This window comes from Kocuria palustris, from assembly GCF_007666205.1.
Taxonomy (GTDB): Bacteria; Actinomycetota; Actinomycetes; order Actinomycetales; family Micrococcaceae; genus Kocuria; species Kocuria palustris_A.
In genome coordinates, this window is sequence record NZ_VDOR01000021.1 from 1 (window position 1) to 18,601 (window position 18,601).

24 protein-coding genes are annotated in these 18,601 nt (G+C 66.6%); 22 read left to right on the top strand and 2 right to left on the bottom strand.

Annotated features, from left to right (window positions below):
* Window positions 1-410 precede the first annotated feature (410 nt).
* Complete coding sequence (locus FSY66_RS11865) at window positions 411-770, top strand: ArsR/SmtB family transcription factor (RefSeq protein ID WP_144795238.1); 360 nt, start codon at window positions 411-413, stop codon at window positions 768-770.
* A 6-nt stretch (window positions 771-776) separates the two neighbouring features.
* Here FSY66_RS11865 and FSY66_RS12980 read toward each other — a convergent pair whose 3' ends face one another.
* Both FSY66_RS12980 and FSY66_RS11875 read right to left on the bottom strand, forming a co-directional pair.
* On the bottom strand, window positions 777-1,145 hold the full coding sequence (locus FSY66_RS12980; RefSeq protein WP_260853674.1) for a hypothetical protein: 369 nt from the start codon (window positions 1,143-1,145) through the stop codon (window positions 777-779).
* Between the two features lie 209 nt (window positions 1,146-1,354).
* Complete coding sequence (locus FSY66_RS11875; protein WP_144795242.1) at window positions 1,355-2,470, bottom strand: transglycosylase SLT domain-containing protein; 1,116 nt, start codon at window positions 2,468-2,470, stop codon at window positions 1,355-1,357.
* A gap of 180 nt (window positions 2,471-2,650) precedes the next feature.
* Between FSY66_RS11875 and FSY66_RS12630 the strand changes: the two genes are divergently transcribed.
* From FSY66_RS12630 to FSY66_RS11975, 21 genes are all read left to right on the top strand, one after another.
* Window positions 2,651-2,788, top strand: a complete 138-nt coding sequence (locus tag FSY66_RS12630) for a hypothetical protein (protein ID WP_186304562.1) — start codon at window positions 2,651-2,653, stop codon at window positions 2,786-2,788.
* Complete coding sequence (locus FSY66_RS11880) at window positions 2,785-3,108, top strand: hypothetical protein (protein ID WP_040560882.1); 324 nt, start codon at window positions 2,785-2,787, stop codon at window positions 3,106-3,108. Before FSY66_RS12630 ends, FSY66_RS11880 begins: the two co-directional genes overlap by 4 nt.
* Window positions 3,109-3,165: 57 nt before the next feature.
* Window positions 3,166-3,405, top strand: a complete 240-nt coding sequence (locus FSY66_RS11885) for a hypothetical protein (protein WP_144795244.1) — start codon at window positions 3,166-3,168, stop codon at window positions 3,403-3,405.
* A gap of 183 nt (window positions 3,406-3,588) precedes the next feature.
* Entirely contained in the window at window positions 3,589-4,677 is a 1,089-nt protein-coding gene (locus FSY66_RS11890) for a hypothetical protein (RefSeq protein ID WP_144795246.1), read from the top strand.
* A gap of 72 nt (window positions 4,678-4,749) precedes the next feature.
* Complete coding sequence (locus FSY66_RS11895; RefSeq protein WP_144795248.1) at window positions 4,750-5,331, top strand: ParA family protein; 582 nt, start codon at window positions 4,750-4,752, stop codon at window positions 5,329-5,331.
* 3 nt (window positions 5,332-5,334) lie between these two features.
* On the top strand, window positions 5,335-5,553 hold the full coding sequence (locus tag FSY66_RS11900) for a hypothetical protein (RefSeq protein WP_144795250.1): 219 nt from the start codon (window positions 5,335-5,337) through the stop codon (window positions 5,551-5,553).
* A 96-nt stretch (window positions 5,554-5,649) separates the two neighbouring features.
* Complete coding sequence (locus tag FSY66_RS11905) at window positions 5,650-6,198, top strand: hypothetical protein (RefSeq protein WP_144795252.1); 549 nt, start codon at window positions 5,650-5,652, stop codon at window positions 6,196-6,198.
* 504 nt (window positions 6,199-6,702) lie between these two features.
* A complete protein-coding gene (locus FSY66_RS11910; protein WP_006215867.1) occupies window positions 6,703-7,059 on the top strand; it encodes a hypothetical protein in 357 nt (118 codons plus the stop codon).
* Between the two features lie 194 nt (window positions 7,060-7,253).
* Window positions 7,254-7,985 carry a hypothetical protein gene (locus FSY66_RS11915; protein WP_144795254.1) on the top strand — a complete coding sequence of 244 codons (732 nt, stop codon included), beginning with the start codon at window positions 7,254-7,256 and terminating at the stop codon, window positions 7,983-7,985.
* 164 nt (window positions 7,986-8,149) lie between these two features.
* On the top strand, window positions 8,150-8,647 hold the full coding sequence (locus tag FSY66_RS11920) for an ArdC family protein (RefSeq protein ID WP_144795257.1): 498 nt from the start codon (window positions 8,150-8,152) through the stop codon (window positions 8,645-8,647).
* A 540-nt stretch (window positions 8,648-9,187) separates the two neighbouring features.
* A complete protein-coding gene (locus tag FSY66_RS11925; RefSeq protein WP_144795259.1) occupies window positions 9,188-9,574 on the top strand; it encodes a hypothetical protein in 387 nt (128 codons plus the stop codon).
* A 191-nt stretch (window positions 9,575-9,765) separates the two neighbouring features.
* Window positions 9,766-10,107 (top strand): hypothetical protein, encoded by a 342-nt coding sequence (locus FSY66_RS11930; RefSeq protein ID WP_144795261.1) that lies wholly within the window; start codon window positions 9,766-9,768, stop codon window positions 10,105-10,107.
* 63 nt (window positions 10,108-10,170) lie between these two features.
* Window positions 10,171-10,392, top strand: coding sequence for a glutaredoxin-like protein NrdH (nrdH, locus tag FSY66_RS11935; RefSeq protein ID WP_144795263.1), 222 nt, complete (start codon window positions 10,171-10,173; stop codon window positions 10,390-10,392).
* A gap of 128 nt (window positions 10,393-10,520) precedes the next feature.
* The gene (locus FSY66_RS11940) at window positions 10,521-10,928 is read left to right on the top strand and encodes a hypothetical protein (RefSeq protein WP_006214773.1); all 408 of its coding nucleotides are present in this window, start codon (window positions 10,521-10,523) and stop codon (window positions 10,926-10,928) included.
* Window positions 10,929-11,265: 337 nt separating this feature from the next.
* Window positions 11,266-11,628 (top strand): nuclear transport factor 2 family protein, encoded by a 363-nt coding sequence (locus tag FSY66_RS11945; protein ID WP_235044748.1) that lies wholly within the window; start codon window positions 11,266-11,268, stop codon window positions 11,626-11,628.
* Between the two features lie 407 nt (window positions 11,629-12,035).
* Window positions 12,036-12,803, top strand: a complete 768-nt coding sequence (gene erm, locus FSY66_RS11950; RefSeq protein WP_006214766.1) for a 23S ribosomal RNA methyltransferase Erm — start codon at window positions 12,036-12,038, stop codon at window positions 12,801-12,803.
* Window positions 12,804-13,245: 442 nt separating this feature from the next.
* Entirely contained in the window at window positions 13,246-14,163 is a 918-nt protein-coding gene (locus tag FSY66_RS11955; protein WP_006214767.1) for an arginase family protein, read from the top strand.
* A 208-nt stretch (window positions 14,164-14,371) separates the two neighbouring features.
* Window positions 14,372-14,971: a recombinase family protein gene (locus FSY66_RS11960; RefSeq protein WP_040560913.1), complete on the top strand. Its 600-nt coding sequence runs from the start codon at window positions 14,372-14,374 to the stop codon at window positions 14,969-14,971.
* Window position 14,972: 1 nt separating this feature from the next.
* Window positions 14,973-16,367 (top strand): Mu transposase C-terminal domain-containing protein, encoded by a 1,395-nt coding sequence (locus FSY66_RS11965; RefSeq protein ID WP_006214769.1) that lies wholly within the window; start codon window positions 14,973-14,975, stop codon window positions 16,365-16,367.
* Entirely contained in the window at window positions 16,368-17,174 is an 807-nt protein-coding gene (locus tag FSY66_RS11970; protein ID WP_144795267.1) for an AAA family ATPase, read from the top strand.
* A gap of 144 nt (window positions 17,175-17,318) precedes the next feature.
* The gene (locus tag FSY66_RS11975; RefSeq protein ID WP_144795268.1) at window positions 17,319-18,035 is read left to right on the top strand and encodes an ASCH domain-containing protein; all 717 of its coding nucleotides are present in this window, start codon (window positions 17,319-17,321) and stop codon (window positions 18,033-18,035) included.
* Window positions 18,036-18,601: the final 566 nt, after the last annotated feature.

Here is an 18,601-nt window from a genome sequence, read left to right on the forward strand (position 1 = left end):
GGAGCCCGTTCCTCATCTCATCGACGCACCCGCGCCAAGAACCTCATGACCCACAACACCTAGAAGTCCTGGTGCCGCCTGATGCTCTCCCTCTTCGTGAGCCTCGACCTCAACCGGCGCGGGGGGCTCCACCGGACCCTTCACATCGTCCTCGCCCACAGTCTCCGGCTCCGGCTCCGGCTCACGCTTGCGAGCCCTCGCCAGCTCCCCGCCCGAACCCCGGAGCGCGCCCATATCCAGCCCTTGTGCATATGGTGCATCGAGACTCATTGACTGCTCTTTGGGCCGATCACTCCTGGACATGTCCACCACCTTCGATCTGGGCCGCGGCTGTCACCGCGGGCTGCGTTCTCCCTCAACTATACTCCCCTTGCGGCGTCATGTTGCAACAGTCAAGATAGAAACAACAGATGACGACCAAAGCACATTCCAACATCATGAGAAGTGTGGCCTATATGATGCGAGTTCCGTCCCAGCCCTCCGCCGTGCATGAGGCAGCGCAGCTCCTGGGCAACACCCTCCGCCTGGCGATCCTCAATCTCCTGCGCGAAGGCCCGTTCACTCGCGCCTACGCAGCGGACCGCCTCGGGGTCAACGAATCCAACCTCTCGCGACAGCTCTCGATCCTGACCGAGCACGATCTGGTCACCGCCGAGATGATGCCTGGCCGGGGGCGTCCGATGCTCTACGCGATCAACGAAGAGGCCGTCGAAACCATGCTCACGCTCGTGGGGAATTACGTTCGAGGACTGCCCCTCAACCGGAACTGAGCCGGTTCACATCACCGTGTGACCGGCCACGGCCCACTGGCCCGCCTCGTCCCGCTCGAGATAGATCGTCATGGTCTCGGACTCGTCGTTGTCGATGACTTCGCCGTCGCGACCCAGCCAAGTCCACGAGACAGTGAACGTGAACGCGGCACGGTCAGCGCCGTAGTCGCCTGCCGCCGCATCTGACTGCGCCGGCGTGACCGTAGGCACGCTGTATGCCTCATGCTCCGTAGGCTCGAGCCACGCCCCCCGCGCACCGTTGCGCTCCGGCTCGACCTGCTCTGCGGCCCATTCGTCCGTCATGAGCGGTCGCGCACGAATCGCCGCCGCTGTCTGCGTGCGATCCGTGGCGGTATCCCAGCTGTGCAGCATCATGGCCGCTGTCTCAGCGGTTGATTCGGCGTCCCGGCGATCCGCGTCCTCCGGCGTTGCAAACGTGGCCTCTCCCGGCTCATTCACCGCTGATGATGACGAGCTAGACGCAGCCGTTTCCTCCGGCGACTGCTCCTGATTTCCATCGTTGCCACATCCGGCCAGCATAACGACTGCCATCCCCACTGCCGCTGCCCTCGCTACTCGCCTGCTCATTTCGGCCACGCTCCCTTCTCTTTCAGAATCGGCTCAGGGTCAATGTTGGACCCGTTATAGGGCTGGGGCGGCGAAGGGCTGTCCGGCTTGAAAATCTCAACGTGCAGGTGCGTCGCCATGCCGCTGATCTGTCCGGTGTTGCCCTCCACGCCGATGACGTCTCCGCGCGTGACCTCGTCGCCTTCCTCCACGTAGTTTTCGGCGAGGTGGCACAGGTTGAAGTAGAACTGCGGCTCGTCCTTCTGCTTGCCCTTGATGCACGCGTCGGGCTCGTAGAACTCGACAATCTCCATGTCGGCCGGAGCCAGCACGTCCCCACCGGGGCCGCTTCCGGCACCGGTCGAGATATCCACGCCCATGTGGTCCTTCGCCCACTCAGGGACACCGGAAATGTCGCGGCGACCGTAGCCGGAGGTGAACTGACCGCCAGGCAGGGGGTTCGTCCACTCGCCGTCTCCCAGATCGCCGTCCCAGGCTTTGGTGGCTGCGTTGGCCTTGCAATCGGTGCTGTATTCCTCCTGGCCCCCAGCCGTGATCGTCTTCACGTAGTTCTGGGTCTCCTGGTACGGCGGCACTCCGCCGTGCTGCTCCACGGCACCAGGCCCGGCGTTGTACGCCGCCAGCGTCAGCTCTATGAGCTTGCCAGCGTCTCCATCCGCCATCGGTTCGATCTGACCCTTGAGGTCCTTCATGTATCGGCCATAGGCGGCGATGGAATCTTCCGGGTCCGTGATCGAACCACCGTCGCCGTAGCTCTCCCAGGTAGCGGGCATGAACTGCGCCAGGCCTCGCGCCCCGGCTCCGCTCCCGGCCTCGGGGTCCCACCTCGACTCTTGATTCAGCTGTGCGGCCGCGACTTCCGGAGGGATACCAGCTTCATTCGCGGCATCCTCAACGAGCGGACCCCACCCGTTCGGAACCCCGGCCAGTCCCGACTCGCCGCCGCCCTCACCCTCCGCAGAATCGTCACCCCCTGCCGTGACGACGCAGGCGCTCTCCCCCGCAGCCTGCTCATCCTCCTTCTGCCCCCCTACTGCCCCGAGGAAAAGCAGCGCCAGAAACGCCAGCAGGACGCACCCAATCACTACCCCCGCCGACCTCAGCGCCTTCATCGCCACACCTCCCCTTCATTGCTCTTGTTGCGTCAAGGGTGACACAGTCACTCGCGCACGTACAGCCATATGCCTGTATCGTGTGCAACACGATTCCGCCGCGAAAGGGGTACCGGCATGGCCTTCACGATTGACCTCCCGGAAGACGAAGACCGGGCGCTGACCCGATACTGCTTCGAGATGGCTGAGAACCTGCGCCTGCCTCGAGTGCCCAAAGTCGCCGTCATCCGCGAACTGCTCCACCAGCTCGAGACCGACACGCACACCCGTCAGACGGTGACTACGGCCCTCCAGGAGCGACATAGGAAGGAACCATGAGCGAACAGATCGACCCCAACGCCCTCTTCGCGCAGCTGGAGTCGCAGATGGCCCATTCACCCCGAGCGCCTGAACGTCCCTTCGGGTCCGGGCTGCATTGGGGTCGAGGGGAGAGCTCGAATCCCGACCAGGCCATGCAACAGGCCGTCGAAGCACTCGAGCGCTCCGTCCACGAGACGATCCAAGCCCGCTGGCACAACAGTTGGCCCGATTACGCAGCCCCATCGCACACGCTGAACCTCGTGCATGGCCCGTCAGGCAACCCCGTGTTCATCGCGACCGTCATGGCGCATGTGCAGTTCTGGAAGCACGGCGGATGATCGACACGCTCACCTCCACCCCGGTACCGGGACCGGGGCTCTGGTAGCGTTGCCCACATGGACGGATACCAGACCCCGAAGCTCGACGGGAACCGGGTCGTGCTGAAAGTGCGCGTCGCCCCGGCGATCCACCGCGCCGCCATAGAGCGCGCCGAGGAACTGGACCGCGCGAGCAGCGCCAGGGTCTCAGCCGCCGATTATGTGGCCCACCTCATCGCCCGCGACACCGGGTTGCCGTCCCCACTTGATCGACCGGACCCGAGCCAGGAGCGCCTTCCGCTCGACAGAACCGCGTAGACATGACAGAGGCCCGCACCCTTGCGGGTGCGGGCCTCATAAGCCTTGCAGGAGCGCAGAAAGTTTGGCCGCTTTCGCTCCTGCCCCAACGAAGACCAGAGGTGAACTGATGAGGTATCAGCCAACAAGAAGGACTCCGTTATGAGTCCTAGCATAGCCCCTAGCCGCGCGGAATACGACCCCGTGCGTGCCCCCCTTGAAGCGGACACGCCGCACGAGCGCACCGGCTCACTCATTCTGGACGCCCCCGAGGGCGCGCAGGCACGGGTGATCTGCTGGACCGGGCGCACCGCCTGGCTCGACATGCTGGCCGCAGACCTCGACACCGACCACGGCCAGGCCGTGCGCCGCCACCACAAACCCTCACGCACCGTCGTGCTGGCTGTCGCCGCCGACGACGCAGCCCACGCCGACTCCCGCACCGGGCGCAACGTAGCGACCTCCTGGGACCGCACAGCGCGCCGTATCGGATGCTCCCGAGACACCGTGCGCCGCGCGCAGCGCGTGCTCCGTGACCTGGGATGGACCGTCGAAGTCGCCCGAGGCCGGCACCTGACGCGCCTAGAGCGGATGCGCGCCAGCCTGGCCGGACACCGCCAGCACCGCGCAGCCTCCGTGCGCTGCCTGACGATCCCCACCCGATGCCACCACCTGATCCAGCACACCCAGGCCCCCGAGCAGACGGCTTTGCACCCCCACCCCGCAGGGGTTAGGAAATCTGCTTCTTCACCTTCCAGCACTACTACGCGAAGCGCGCGCAAGCGCGCGCCCGGTGCCATAACCAAGCCCTCAAAACAGCGGCGGCAGCCCATCCCGCTCGCGATCCAGCAGCTCACGGCCCGTCTCGTGGCCCGGATGCCGTGGCTGGACACCGGAGAGCACATCAACGGCCTTGCCCGAGGCATCATGCGCGCCGGGATCACCCCGGACTGGACCGCTCAGGACGTGCTCAGCGCCCTAGACGCCCGTAGCCGAAGCCGTGACCAGCTCCCGCTGGCTCCGACCTCTCAGCGCAACCCGCGCGCGCTGCTCCTGCACCAGCTCCGCGAGGCCATCGACGGGCGCACTCCCCCCGCTGTGGCACGCGAGCAAGCCCGCACCGCCGCGCGCGCCGAGGCCCGCCGCACCCATGAGCGCCTGGGCCGTGACGCCGCGATCCGCGAGGCTAATGCCGCCGCACGCGCAGCCGATCCCCGCCCGTTCCGGCAGCGCTGGGCCGCAATCATCGCGGAAGGCGCAGCCGAAGCGGCCCGGAGCGCCGTCATGGGATGATGGGTTCCCGTATTCCCACCCTGCTGGGGTTGCGGGTTTACGGTGTGCTGGGTTTATGGGTATGATGAAGGCATGAGCTACACAGTCGCACTGCTGAACAGCAAGGGCGGAGTTGGCAAGACCACCGCCACCATCTATCTCGCAACGTCCTTGGCGCGCAGCGGGCGTGCCGTCGAGGTGTGGGACGCCGATCCGCAGGGGTCCGCAACGGAGTGGATCGACCAGGCTGAGGAATCCGGGCAGGTGCCACCGTTCACACTGGTGCCGGTCAACGGCCCATCACTGAAGCGGCAGCGCACCGGCGCTGATGTGGTGCTGATCGACACCCCGCCAGGCAACCCGTCGATCCAGAACGCCGTCCTGGCTCGTGCTGACCTCGTGATCGTGCCGACTACGGCTAGCTGGCCCGACATGACCCGTGTGTGGGCAACGCTGGACGCACTGGGAGACACCCCGGCGGTCGTGCTGCTGAACATGGTCAACCCGCGCACAGTCGCCTACCGCGAGGCCCGCGAGGCACTGACCGAGACTGCCAGCTTTGAGACTGCGATCCCCGCCCGCGAGAAGATCAAGGGCCAGGCCGGAACGATCCCGGCAGACCTGAGCCGATGGACCGCCGCCGCCCACGAACTGACCACGATGATGGAGAACTGACACATGCCGTCCATGAAGAAGCCCGCCAAGCCCACCGTCGAGCGCCCCGCAAACATGAACACTGCCTACAACCGCCGCGCAGCCGCAGGCCCGGTGCGCAAGACGACCATCGAACTGCCCACCGACCTCTACAAGCGGCTGATGCGCGAGAAAGTCGAGCGCGACGCCAGCCTGAAAGACCTCATCATCGAGGCCCTGGAAGAGACCTACCCCGAACAGTAACCCGTAAACCCGTCATGCCGTATAACCATATTGCCGGGTTGCTGGTATTGCGGGCCTAATGGTCCGGCGATTACATCGAAGGAGGATGAACCGATCATGCGACCTATCGACCTCGCTGCCCTAGACGCCGCCCAACGCGACTACGACCACGCGATTCAGGCTGCCAATGAGGTGGCAACCATCATCAGCGCGCGCGCCCGACGGTCCAAGGAGAGGCACGAGCGCGCCCTGGATAGGGCTAGGGCAACCTTCATTCGCGTTGCTACCGAGGCGGGGGAGTGGACCGAGGCAGTTGAGAAGGCATCAGCGGGCGTGCAGGTTGCCCTTCATCGGCGGGCAGAAGACCCCTTGCCGTCGCAGTCCGCAGCGGCGAACGACGCCGTTTTCGACCTGCATATCCGCCGCCCCAGATTCGAGGCGATCCGCGCCCAAGCGCACAGCATCATGCTTCCCGAGACCCGAGCCGAGCTACACCGGTTCATCCGAAAGGTCATCGAACAGGGATGGAACCTGGTGCTAGAGACGCCCGAGGGTGTGCGCGGCATTCCGGCAGATCAGGTCATCCCGTGGTGGACCGAGCACGGGCAGACCGTGGACCCGCGCAGCATTGCCTACGTCGAGCGCCCCGACGGCCTCCCGCTCTAACCATCGACTCAGCGCCCCTTCCTGGGGGGCTGCCGCCGCCCCCCAGACCCCCGCGCCAGGGGCACGGCCCCTGGACCCCCACGCCCCGCGCGCGCAGCGCGCGGGCCTGGCAGGGGACTCCGCCCCTGCACCCCGCTGCGCACGCAGCCTCCGCTCCGCTCCGGCTGCGCACGCTTCCCCGTGAGAGGTCACCAGGGCAGCCCACGACCGAGCCAGGGGAGAGCAGCGCAGGCAGGTTCACCGGGCCGAGGTGGGCACCTGGGATCGAGCAGGGACAAGCCATGACGAAGTGAAAGCTCCCCAATCCGTGACACGTCAAGAGAGTGCCGGCAGGCGGCAGAGCCAGGACGGGCAGAGGCCGGGAGGTCGAGCGTCAGCGGCCCCGCGGATTTGCGAAAGGAATGTGCTGGCCTGGCTTGCATATCATCAGGGGTAGTGTAGTATTGATAGTGCAAGGCGGGCAGGACCAAGGCCCGCACCACTCGCACCGAAGGAGCAGAAGCCATGACCCGCACTCCGCCTCCCTACGAAATCAACCCCCCGCAGTACCTCCTTGCTCGCGCCGAGCGCGCCCACCAGCAGGCCAAGCGGTCCCTTCGAGACACCATCGTCGGCGTCAAGCGGGAGATGGCCGAGCGCACCGAGTGGACGACTCAGGCCCGTCTCGATGTGGCAACGGCTGTCCGCTACGGAGGTCTGCACGACCCGGCCACGGCCCGCGCGATCCGGCACGCGAACGCCGTGGAGGACGCGACCGAATGGTGCGCCGAGGACGGAGAGCGTCACATCTCCTACGCCCGCAATTCCGTCGCGGCGGCGGAGCGGCGGCTGACCGAGGCGCGCGAGGCCGCGAACCGCTGACCCCGAGGGCACCGCCCCGGCCCACGGGCCGGGGCGGGCCGTTCCGGCCCACTTTGCAAGAGCAATAAGCTGCGCCAAGTTTACAAAAGGAATGTGCCGGCCTGGCTTGCATATCATCAGGGGTAGTGTAGTATTGATAGTGCAAGGCGGGCAGGACCAAGGCCCGCACCACTCACACCGAAGGAGCAGAAGCCATGACCACCACGACCGAGAACCCCACCGCCGTCCAGGCCGAGGCAGAGCGCGCCCACGAGGACGCCGCGTGCAGGCTCAGCGCCGCCGTCGCTCACCTCCAGGCCCTTCATGAGCGCCCGAAGCGCACCGAGGCCCGCACGTCGCAGGAGTTGCTCACTCACGAGGACGCGGCCCTGCGGTGCCTGGGCAACGGCGACCGCGAGGGCGCGCGCGTGCAGATGCGCCAGTGGGCGAACCTGAGCGCCGACTACGACAGCGCGCGGGCCGAGCAGGCCAAGGCGATCCGTTCGGCTCAGCGGGAGTGCGACAGCGCCAGTATCGCTATGGAGAAGGCCGAGGCGCACCGTCGTCTGGCTAGCCGTGGCTGGCACGACCTGCGGACCTATGACGAGATTTGGGCGGCGATGGAGACGGCCAAGGCCGAGGGAATCGGCCTCATGGTCGAGCTGGACAGCGGCGATGCGGCCATGTGGGGCGAGGACTTCGATGACCTGTTCGATGATCTGTTCCCCGGTGAGGGCGTCCGCATCACCGACGTGCTGGCCGTGACCGAGGCCGAGGCCGGGGGACCGCAGGGCGGATGCACCTGCGCTGAGTGCATCAACCCCGAGTGCTCCAACAACGGTGAGATGTTCTGGGATCGGCCCGTGTGGGAGGGCACTCGCCCCACCTGCCCGCGTTGCCGCCGCGAGGGGCGGCGCATGGAGTGCCAGGGGTGCCAGGACGACTGACCCCCAACGACGCGACAGCGCGGCCCGGTGCCACCCACCGGGCCGCGCCCGCGCCGTCTAGGAATCTGCCGACCCGGCTTGCACATCATCAGTAGTAGTGTAGTATTGATAGTGCAAGGCGGGCAGGACCAAGGCCCGCACCACTCACACCGAAGGAGCACGACATGACCACCACGACCCGCAAGCCCCGCACCGGCAAGAAGTCCGAGGCCCGCAAGGCCGCAATGGCCGCACGCTGGAAGCAGCTCATGGAGCTGGCCGACGCGATGGAGCTGGCTATGGCCCAGGATGAGGACGTGGCCGCCGCCGTCGCGGCAATGGCCGAGCGCACCGGCTACAGCGAGCGGAACGCGGCCCTGATCGTCGGACAGCGCCCCACGGCCCAGCAGGTCCAGTCCTTCAAGAAGTGGCAGGAGGAAGGCCGACAGGTCCGCAAGGGCGAGAAGGCCGCCTATATCCTGGCCCCGACCAAGAAGCGCCGCGAGGACCAGGAGGGCGGCGAGCAGGCCGAGCAGGCCGAGAAGCCCGAGCATCCCGCCGCCGAGGACGCCCCGCAGGGCGAGGACGGCGAGGCCAAGCAGTCCCGCCGCTTCGTGCTCGTGCCGGTGTTCGACGTGGCCCAGACTGATCCCGTCGAGGCCGACGCCGACGCGGACGCCTGAGCCACAGCGGCCCCTACTCCGACCGGGGTAGGGGCCGCTGCCTTCTCCCGGTAAGTGCTGCGCCTGGGGGGGCTGCCGCCGCCCCCCAGACCCCCGCGCCAGGGGCACGGCCCCTGGACCCCCACGCCCCGCGCGCGCAGCGCGCGGGGCTGGCAGGGGACTCCGCCCCTGCACCCCGCTGCGCACGCAGCCTCCGCTCCGCTCCGGCCGCGCACGCTTCCCCACGAGAGGTCACCGGGACAGCCCACGACCGAGCCAGGGATAGGCAGCGCAGGCAGCGTCACCGGGCCGAGGTGGTCACCTGGGATCGAGCAGGGACAAGCGCAGACGAGGTGGAATCTCCCCAATCCGTGACACGTCAAGAAAGCGCCGGCAGAGCCAGGACGGGCAGAGGCAGGGAGGTCGAGCGTCAGCGGCCCCGCGGATTCGCGAAAGGAATGTGCTGGCCTGGCTTGCATATCATCAACAGTAGTGTAGTATTGATAGTGCAAGGCGGGCAGGACCAAGGCCCGCACCACTCGCACCGAAGGAGCAGGAACCATGACCCGCACCATCAAGAGCCACGCCGTCAAGACCACCGCCCGCAAGCCCACCCCGCGCGAGCGTCTGGTGAAGGCGGGCCGCATCGAGGCCGCAGCCGCCGAAGAGCACCGCGTGGCCGTTGTCGAGTCCCAGCGCGAAATCGCCGACTACGCGCAGCGCCTGACCAACGCGCACGCGGCGCTGAAGTTCGCGCTCGACAACAACGGCCAGTTCAGCGAGGACACCGCCGATGCCGTCCGCCGCGCCTACCAGGCGCAGATCACCTACGACGAGTGCAGGGATCAGTGGCAGCGCCGCCTCACCGAGACCGAGGCCCAGCACCAGTGGGCCGCGAAGAACTCTGAACTGGCCTGGGAGGCCGTGGAGCAGGCCGAGGGGCACTGACCAGCCCCAGGGGCATCGCCCCGGCCCACGGGCCGGGGCGATGCCGACCCCCTGCGGGGCACGGCGCGCAGCCCAGATTTCACAGAAGCAATCTAGGGCCGGCCCTTGCAGTACGTCAGCAGTAGTGTAGTATTGATAGTGCAAGGCGGGCAGGACCAAGGCCCGCAGCTCACACCGAAAGGACAGAGACCATGACCACCATCAGCACCGCAATCGCCAGCCAGGCCGATGCAGACCTGATCCGCGCGATCAACACCATGCCTGTCTGGTCGGGCGCGCCGTGGATCGAGGACGTGACCACCAGCGCCGACGGTCAGAGCCTCATCGTCACCGTGTGGGACGACGACGAGCAGCCCGCGCAGATGGGCCTGAGCGCCGACCAGCTGCGCGAGGCGATCACCACTGCCGAGCAGCGCGGCTATCGCCTGTGCTGCGCAGAGGCCATGCAGGACGAGGGGATCGAGTACGGATGCCCGGACGACCTGGACACCATCATCCAGACCGCCGCCTATGGCCGGATCATCTTCGCCTGAGACCAACGACCGAGCGGCCCGTTCCGAGCGGGCGGGCCGCTCACCCACCAGGAGGACAGACCCATGCAGCAGATCACCGTCTACAGCAAGCCCGGATGCGTGCAGTGCCAGGCCACTATGAGGAAGCTCGACAAGTGCGGCGCAGCCTACGAGGTCCGCGACGTGACCCAGGACCAGGACGCTTACGCCCACGTGCGCGAGCTGGGATACCAGCAGGTGCCCGTGGTGGAGGTCGGCCAGCAGCACTGGTCCGGCTTCCGGCCAGACAAGATCAGCGGCCTGTGACCGGGCAGAGAACTGGCCCCGTCGCATCACGACCAAGTGGCGACGGGGCCGGAACAGCCGGGGGGGCCATTCACTCACACCCAAAAGGGCAGCACCAGGATAGCCCCTAATCCCGAGAGGACCACACCATGAGCAGTGCAGACAGCAGCTCGGAGACGCTGGGCGGCCTGACCGCCACGGCGGCGCAGCGCGACCGAGAGAAGCGCGAGGCCGTCCAGCGGCGCAACGCGGCGATCCGCGCCGCGCGCCGCGACGGCGCGCGGCCGGCAGACCTCACGCGAGAGTCCGCGCTCCACCCGCAGATGGTCTACCGCATCATCAGCGCGGCCTCACCAGAGCCGGAGGCTGGCGACGTGGCCGCGCTGGCTGAGGCGGCACGCACGGCGACCACTCGCTATGAGGACGCGCTGACCCGTCGCAACGACGCGATCCGCGCCGCCGTGGACGACGGCATGAAGGTCGTCGAGGTGATGGAGGCAACCGGACTGTCTCACCAGACGATCCACGTTGTGCGCAAGGACGCCACAACCCACTGACACCCGGCCATTCTGGCGCGCCAGTTGTGGCGCGAGTTGTGGCACCGTTCCGCAGCTCAAATCCGCGACCGCCTGTGACTTCTGTCGTTATGTGGCGGTGTTCTTCCGGCGCTCGGGGGCGGCTTCTGCTGCCGTCGGCATCCTCATCATCGGCTCCTCACGCGCCATTTAACGATCACAGAACCACGCCACTTACCGTTGCAACTCACACCTGGGGTCGCGCTTGACGGAGGTGTCTAGCCCAGTGATGTGACTCGACACTGACTGGGAGGACGAATCTAGGCTTCGCCAGGGCCTTGAATCTCGGTCGTGGTCTACTGTCGAATGCATGGCCTCAATGACTCTGGACTCCTTGATGGAACTCGAACGCCAGGGATGGGACGCCCTGTGCAACCAGACGGGGTCGACCTTCTACGGCGCCCTGATGACCGGGGACTCCGTGATGGTCCTCGTCAACGGCTTCACGATGGATCGGGCCGCTGTAATTGCGTCCCTTGACGAAGCGCCAGCGTGGGACGACTACACCATCAGTGATGAACGGATCATCAGCGCTGGATCGGACACAGCAGCCCTGGTGTGCCGGGCGACGGCACACCGCGAAGGCGAGCCTGGCTTCGAAGCGATCATGACCAGTGTCTACGTCACCTCGTCCCACGGCCCGAGGCTTGCTCTCTACACACAGACAACAGCAACGCACTGAACTGTCGAGAGAGCTGCGTGCCCCGCCGCATCAGAGCCCTCCTCTGGCGGCGAGACCCCTGGCCGGCCCGACACAGCCTCACCGTGGAGGCCGAGACGATTCCAGTCGCTCCGCTCGCACCCTGCGCGCGCCGTGCTACCATGTCTGCCATGGGAACACTGTGCTCAGCACCCATGACGGGGTGCACCTTCATGATCCGTGATCGGCAGCGCTAAGACGGCGCTGCCCTCCCTGATCCCTCCTCGACGCGACACATCGCGCATCCCGGACTGACCGGATGCGGGCTCTTCGCGAGCCTCGACGAGCACACCTCTCGGCTGCACGCCGTCATCACCGAAAGCCGTCCAACGGCGCCGGTGATGGGCACGCCCTCCCGGCGCCTCCTCGAACATCTTCGGAGTGCCGCCATGCCTCGTTCCATCCACGGAGGCCGACACGAACTCGGCCAGAACCACCTGCACCATCGCCCCACGATCGAGAAGATCACGGATCTCATCGCCAAGACCGACGGTCCCATTCTGGAGATCGGCGCCGGTGACGGCGCCCTGACCCGCCCACTCGCCAGGCTCGAGCGCCCCCTCACCGCGATCGACATCGACGAGCATCGGATCGCCGCCCTGCGGCGCTCCCTGTCCGGGGTCACCGCGCGGCACGCGGATGCCCTGGTGCATCCCCTCGAGGCCGCGGTGATCGTGGGCAATCTGCCGTTCCACATCACCACGCCCCTGCTGCGCCGCCTGTTGGCGGGCAGCACCTGGAGCACCGCGGTGCTGCTGACCCAGTGGGAGGTGGCCCGCAAACGCGCCGGGGTGGGCGGCTCGACCATGATGACGGCCCAGACTGCCCCCTGGTTCGACTTCCGCCTGGTGTGCCGCGTGCCGGCGGCGCACTTCCGTCCTCGGCCGAGCGTCGACGGCGGACTGCTCAGGATCGAGCGCCGCGCCGCACCCCTCGTGGATCCCGCCGACCGCGCCGCCTACGAGCACTTCGTCCGGAACACGTTCACTGGTCGCGGTCGGGGACTGGATCGCATCATCGAACAGGCCGCGCGGGTCCCGCGGTCGCAGGCGCAGTCCGCGCTCTCGGCGGCGGGTCTCGACCGTCGGGCGCTGCCCCGTGATCTCTCCCCCGAGCGCTGGGCGGCGGTCTGGCACCGTCTGCGGCATCGCCGCTGAGCTCGGGGCTGGGTGCGGCGGTCCCCGCGGGGGCCGCCGCGGCTCCGGGGGCGTTCGTCGCGGCGGCATGCGCCGTGATCCTGCGCATTATCTGAGCCTGCAGCCGACACGGAACTCGCGCCGGAGTTGCCAGATGCCGGCTGATGTCCAAGCGGGTATACCCCTTTGACACTCCCCCGCCGAAACGGCAGGATGCTGTCAGAGGAGGTCCAAAATTGTGGAGTTGAGCAGTTAGATGGCGGACTTCTGAGTGGGGTGTCTGGCGTCGCCGTTGACCGATTACATGGAGGTCCCTGCGCCGGTTGCCGCGGCAAGGTTTAACGAGCTCAGCGCGTTTTTATGCGGACCCTGTGGCGAGGGACAGAGGTGTGGCGGTTGCAGAGCTGGGGCAAGGCCAAAAACACTGGCGTTCGTCCACCGATCACAACTAACCTCTGAGACCATGAGCTCGCGCGAGGTCCACGTCATCGAGTTACCCTTCGACGGCTTCGGGCGTGCGGGCCATCAAGCCGGGGCGTCAGTGACTTACAGAGCGGCCGGGCTCATGGAGCATCCGGTGATCGAGATGCACTCGACCGAGGCCATGCTCCTCCCCGTTTCCTCTACCGATCGAGGCTCCGTCACAGGTCTGTTAAATGAGGCCGCGCTGTTCGCGGCCATCGACAGTTCTGCTAGTGCCGTGTCATCGTCGCTCTCCGTCGGAGGTTTCCCAATCGTCGTGGGCGGAGACTGCTCTGTCTTGGTCGGCATCTTCGGAGGGGCTCACGCCACTGACGAGTCGTTCGGGCTCCTCTTCATTGATGGGCATGAGGACACCACCCCCCTCGATGTGGTCGAAGACGGAGAGGCCGCGAACACGGAGCTGGGACTTCTGCTGGGTTTGACGGGGCGCATGCCGACTTATCCGCGACCCCAACTGACAGGCACGCTGACGCCTGAGCGCCTCGCCTCTGTCGGCATGCGGGACCACGACTTCCGCCGCCAAGCGAACATTGGGTCCGTGGCAGACCTTGGAGCCTTCTATCGCTCCGCCGAAGACGCCCGCAAGAGCCCTTCCCGTGCTGGCCAGGACGCCGCGGCACACCTGGCCGGTGGACCGTGGTGGATGCACGTCGACCTCGATGTCCTCGATCCGACGGAGCTGCCAGCAACCCTCGTCCCCGGCGAAACCGAGCAAGAGCCCGGCGGGCTGACTTGGAACGAGCTCACCGCCCTCATGACCACTGCGGCTGCGACAGGAGAGTGCCGTGGTCTGAGCGTGGCCATCTACGACCCTGAGCAGGACCCCGCCGGCATGTACCCGCCGCGCATCGTCGCGCTCATACATGACGTGTTGTCCGCGACGCTAGCGAGCCGGTAGTCCGTCTCCTCGCGACGGGTGAAGCTCGCCCGAGGCCCGCACCTTCGGAGTGTTCCGAACACCTACAGCTTTATGAGACATGCGACGGAACCGCGGTGGCCTCGTCTCGAGCTGGGCCGATAGCGACGCGGAGTGTCTCGTGAAGTCGTCGCACCGTGTTTCGTCTCAGATCTTCCGGAACGGGTAGTTTGTGAGGCATCATGTGATGATGAGGCTTCTCGGGTACACGCGGGTGTCGACGGCGGGGCAGGATCCGGCGTTGCAGCTCGACGCTCTTCTTGCTGCCGGGGTACAGAAGAGGGATGTGTTCTCGGATGTGACGTCTGGGGCGAAGAGCGCGACGGAGCGTCCGGGCATGAAGAAGCTCCTGGCCTACGCCGAGCCGGAGGACACGGTGGTGGTCTGGCGGATCGATCGACTGGGCCGGTCGCTGATCGATGTGCTCAACACCGTGAACCTGCTTCGGAACCGCGACGTGAAGATCCAGTCGGTCTCCGACGGGATCGATCCGGAGACTTCGTCGGGCCGGCTCATGCTCGGGATGCTGGCAACGCTCGCGGAGTACGAACGAGAACTGATCACCGAGCGCGTCAACGCCGGAATCGCAGCAGCCCGCGCGCAGGGCACCAAGTTCGGTCGCCCGCCTGTGGATCCCGAGGTCGTGGATCGCAAGCTCGCGATCGCGGCCGAAGAGCGGGCGAAGGGCCGCACCGCTGAGGAGGCGGCGCGCCTGGTGGGGTGGTCACGGGCGACGCTCTACCGTCACCAGCGGGACGCGGCCGCTCGCGAGAGCATCGCGCAGGCGTGACATGGACGGTCCGCAGAAGTGGAAGATTCTGCGGCTCCACGTCGAAGACGGCATCCCCTTGGCGAGTCTCGCCCGCGAGACCGGGGTGGGAGAGCGAACGCTCTCGCGCTGGCACAGCCGCTACCGAGCCGGCGGCATCTCGGCTCTCGAACGATCGCAGCGTGCCGACGCCGGCACTCGGCGCACAGCGCCAGAGCTGGTGGCCTTCGTCGAGCACCTGGCCCTGACCAAGCCCCGCCCGAGCATCGCAACATTGCATCGCCTGACCGCCGCCGAGGCCGCACGAAAAGGCGAGAGTACGCCCAGCTACGCGACGGTGCGGTCGATCGTGCAGACACTGGATCCCGGGATGGTGACGCTCGCTCTCGAGGGGCCAGCGTCCTACCGAGACCGCCACGAACTCGTCTTCCGCCACCGCGCAGAGCGTCCCAATGCCCTGTGGCAGGTCGACCACACCGAGCTCGACATCCTCATCAAGGACCCCAGTGGGAGGCCGTCCAGGCCCTGGCTGACCACGGTCATGGACGACTACTCGCGGGCGATTTGTGGGTACATGGTCTTCGAGGGAGCTCCCTCGGCGATGAACACCGCGCTGGCGCTGCGCCAAGCGATCTGGCCCAAGAGTGATCCCGCCTGGCCGATGTGCGGCATCCCGGACGTCCTCTACGTCGATCACGGCAGTGACTTCACCAGCCGTCACCTCGAGTACACCGCGATCGCCTTGAAGATCCGCATCATCCACTCCACGGTCGCCCGCCCTCAGGGCAGGGGGAAGATCGAGCGGTTCTTCCACACCGTCAACACCGAGGTGCTCGCGACCCTGCCCGGGCGCCTCACCCGAGGGCACCCACACCCTTTGCCGGTACTGGACCTGCCTGGGCTCGACCGGGCCGTCGGGGAGTTCGTCAGCCAGTACAACCAGCGCACGCACACCGGGATCCGCACGAGCCCGAAGGCGGCCTGGATCGCCGAGGGATGGCTGCCACGACTCCCCGAGAGTCTCGAGGAGCTCGACGGGCTGCTTCTGCGAGTTTCCAAGCACCGCACCGTCCAGCGCGACGGGATCCACTTCCAAGGCCAGCGCTACCTCTCGCCCACGCTCGCCTCGTTCGTCGGACGCACGGTCACCATCCGCTACGACCCCCGCGACCTATCCGAGATCCGCATCTACGACCACGACACCTTCGTGTGCACCGCGATCGACGAAGCCCACCCCAACCAGCGCTACAGCCTGCACGACATCGAAACCGCTCGACGGGCCCGCCGCCGGCAGCTGCGCAGGGACATCAACGACCGCATTCCCACGACTCCACGACCCCGCACCGATCCGCCTACGCCGCCCGCTCCCGCGGGTCGGCCCAGGAAGCGTCTGAAGACCTACGAAGAGGACGAGTAGATGAACCGCGACTTCATCGTCACCAAGGAACACCGCCGCTTCACCGAGTTCGCCGGCGCCATCCGCAAGGACGTCACCATCGGCATCTGCCACGGCGAGGCCGGCGTCGGCAAGACGCAGTCCGCCCGCCGGTACGCGCACTGGGACACCCTCGAACCCTTCATCACACGGTGGGGGCCACGCAGCGAGGCCGACGTCAAGCACTACGCCGCCGCCCACCGCGCCCGCACCGTTTTCTACACCCCCGAAGTCCTCGCCAAACACCGCAACCTCATGCGCGACATCGAGTTCTACCGCGGCAAGGTCGGAGCACTGATCTACGAGCACCTCTGCGCGATCGGGAAGATCACGACCACCGAGGTGCCCCGCACGATCGACTTCACCGAACTGATCATCATCGACGAGGCCGAACGACTCACCCCGACCTCGCTCGAGCTCCTCCGAGACCTCCACGACCGCCACCACGTCGCCCTCATGTTCATCGGCATGCCCGGCATCGACCAGCGCTTCCGCCACTACCCCCAGCTCTACAGCCGCCTCGGGTTCTCCCACCGCTACCGCGCCCTCGCACGCGAAGAACTGCTGTTCGTCCTGACCCGCCACTGGAAGCGCCTCGGCCGCACCCTCGACCCCGACGACTTCACCGACGCCCAAGCCATCGCCGCGATCGAACGCATCACCCGAGGCAACTTCCGCCTCCTCGAACGCCTCTTCCCCCAGATCGGACGCGTCCTGAAGATCAACCAACTCGACACCATCACCGACGACGTCATCGAAGCAGCCGCCAGCACCCTCATCACCAGCTAGCGCCACATAGTTCGATCAGAACCCCGCCATCTACCGATCAACTCCACAGCCACCGCCGACCAGCAGCGCGCAGCGTGCCACAAACGACCGTTTATGGCACGGGGTGGTCAGCTTCGACTCACGAGCCTTCGATACCGTTGAGGCATGCTTACCGATGAACTGCGGCAGCTCGCTCACGAGGCGAGAAGCCATGCCCAACGTTGGAACGACGATGCGGATCACACGGTGGCTGCTGGGTTACTCACGGAGTCGGGCCGCGTCATCCTGGGGATGAACACCTACCACTTTCTCGGCGGTCCATGCGGGGAGGTTGCTGCGCTATCGAACCATGCAAGTACTGCACCTGATGACCCGATCGTCGCCGTGGCCGCAGCCTATGGCCCTACCGGCGACATCATCGCCCCTTGCGGAAAGTGCCGACAGGTCATCTTCGACCTCTCTCCCGCCATCCTCTTCGTCGTGCGTGAACCCAACGGCCTCACGACTCGAACAGCGGAAGAGCTGCTGCCTTTCGCGTATGACTGGCGTGCAGCCGAGCGTCCGCAGAGGATCTACATGTGGGAGGGATACGAGTCTGTGATCCGGTCCGGCACGAAGCAACAGACCATCCGGATCGATGACCCGTTCCGTCCCGGCCCTGCTGACCTCGTGTTTGAGAAAGAGGATGGCGACATCGTCAGCATCGCCGCGTCAGTCACAGCTGTGCGGTCCGTTGCTCGCAACGAACTGACCGAGGACGATGCAAAACGAGATGGCTTCGACTCGCTGAGTGACCTCCATGCGGCACTGGACCAGCACTACCCGGGCCTACAGCCTTCGTCCAGGATTGATGTCGTGAGCTTCGACGTACGCGGTCGGTAGTCGCGGGCACAGCACAAAAACGACCGATTCTGACACCCCCCAAGGAGCAGTAATGTATCGTGGCTGGCAGCGATACATGGCGGGCTTCTGGTGACACTGAGTGGCGCCACCCAGCCCGGGCCCACCATCGCTGGGGCTAGCGGACCTTTGCTCCTCAGAAGACCGATCTCGAGCTCCCCAGCCGTGGGGCACTCCTGCCGTCCGGCGCCTCGCAGTTGGACGCGGTCTTCGATGAAGGCCGAACGCCGAGCCTCAAGGGCGGAACTTCTCCCCCATTTCGCGTACCCGCTCACAGATGGTGATGACACGCGGTTTCCACACCGTCCCTCGCGCTTGGCCGGACGGCCTCTGAGGTGTCACTGTCAGATACCGGCCGATTCCCGTGCTGGGCACGCTTCCCTTTGGCCGACCCAACGCGGCTACCTGCTTGTCGTGGACCTCTGCAATATCGCTCATCGCCTCCTTCAAGTGCTCCATCGAGCCGGCCGACCCGTGTGCTATGGGGGACTGCCGCACGAACAGGTGACAGTTGGGGTGTCAGGCCGCGAGGTCCACGGCCGGGTTCA

Bases quoted from the DNA above. Each gene is read 5' to 3' on its own strand.
- FSY66_RS11865 (WP_144795238.1), top strand. From the start codon at position 411: ATGACGACCAAAGCACATTCCAACATCATGAGAAGTGTGGCCTATATG.
- FSY66_RS12980 (WP_260853674.1), bottom strand. From the start codon at position 1,145: ATGATGCTGCACAGCTGGGATACCGCCACGGATCGCACGCAGACAGCG.
- FSY66_RS11875 (WP_144795242.1), bottom strand. From the start codon at position 2,470: ATGAAGGCGCTGAGGTCGGCGGGGGTAGTGATTGGGTGCGTCCTGCTG.
- FSY66_RS12630 (WP_186304562.1), top strand. From the start codon at position 2,651: ATGGCTGAGAACCTGCGCCTGCCTCGAGTGCCCAAAGTCGCCGTCATC.
- FSY66_RS11880 (WP_040560882.1), top strand. From the start codon at position 2,785: ATGAGCGAACAGATCGACCCCAACGCCCTCTTCGCGCAGCTGGAGTCG.
- FSY66_RS11885 (WP_144795244.1), top strand. From the start codon at position 3,166: ATGGACGGATACCAGACCCCGAAGCTCGACGGGAACCGGGTCGTGCTG.
- FSY66_RS11895 (WP_144795248.1), top strand. From the start codon at position 4,750: ATGAGCTACACAGTCGCACTGCTGAACAGCAAGGGCGGAGTTGGCAAG.
- FSY66_RS11900 (WP_144795250.1), top strand. From the start codon at position 5,335: ATGCCGTCCATGAAGAAGCCCGCCAAGCCCACCGTCGAGCGCCCCGCA.
- FSY66_RS11905 (WP_144795252.1), top strand. From the start codon at position 5,650: ATGCGACCTATCGACCTCGCTGCCCTAGACGCCGCCCAACGCGACTAC.
- FSY66_RS11910 (WP_006215867.1), top strand. From the start codon at position 6,703: ATGACCCGCACTCCGCCTCCCTACGAAATCAACCCCCCGCAGTACCTC.
- FSY66_RS11915 (WP_144795254.1), top strand. From the start codon at position 7,254: ATGACCACCACGACCGAGAACCCCACCGCCGTCCAGGCCGAGGCAGAG.
- FSY66_RS11920 (WP_144795257.1), top strand. From the start codon at position 8,150: ATGACCACCACGACCCGCAAGCCCCGCACCGGCAAGAAGTCCGAGGCC.
- FSY66_RS11925 (WP_144795259.1), top strand. From the start codon at position 9,188: ATGACCCGCACCATCAAGAGCCACGCCGTCAAGACCACCGCCCGCAAG.
- FSY66_RS11930 (WP_144795261.1), top strand. From the start codon at position 9,766: ATGACCACCATCAGCACCGCAATCGCCAGCCAGGCCGATGCAGACCTG.
- nrdH (WP_144795263.1), top strand. From the start codon at position 10,171: ATGCAGCAGATCACCGTCTACAGCAAGCCCGGATGCGTGCAGTGCCAG.
- FSY66_RS11940 (WP_006214773.1), top strand. From the start codon at position 10,521: ATGAGCAGTGCAGACAGCAGCTCGGAGACGCTGGGCGGCCTGACCGCC.
- FSY66_RS11945 (WP_235044748.1), top strand. From the start codon at position 11,266: ATGACTCTGGACTCCTTGATGGAACTCGAACGCCAGGGATGGGACGCC.
- erm (WP_006214766.1), top strand. From the start codon at position 12,036: ATGCCTCGTTCCATCCACGGAGGCCGACACGAACTCGGCCAGAACCAC.
- FSY66_RS11955 (WP_006214767.1), top strand. From the start codon at position 13,246: ATGAGCTCGCGCGAGGTCCACGTCATCGAGTTACCCTTCGACGGCTTC.
- FSY66_RS11960 (WP_040560913.1), top strand. From the start codon at position 14,372: ATGAGGCTTCTCGGGTACACGCGGGTGTCGACGGCGGGGCAGGATCCG.
- FSY66_RS11965 (WP_006214769.1), top strand. From the start codon at position 14,973: ATGGACGGTCCGCAGAAGTGGAAGATTCTGCGGCTCCACGTCGAAGAC.
- FSY66_RS11970 (WP_144795267.1), top strand. From the start codon at position 16,368: ATGAACCGCGACTTCATCGTCACCAAGGAACACCGCCGCTTCACCGAG.
- FSY66_RS11975 (WP_144795268.1), top strand. From the start codon at position 17,319: ATGCTTACCGATGAACTGCGGCAGCTCGCTCACGAGGCGAGAAGCCAT.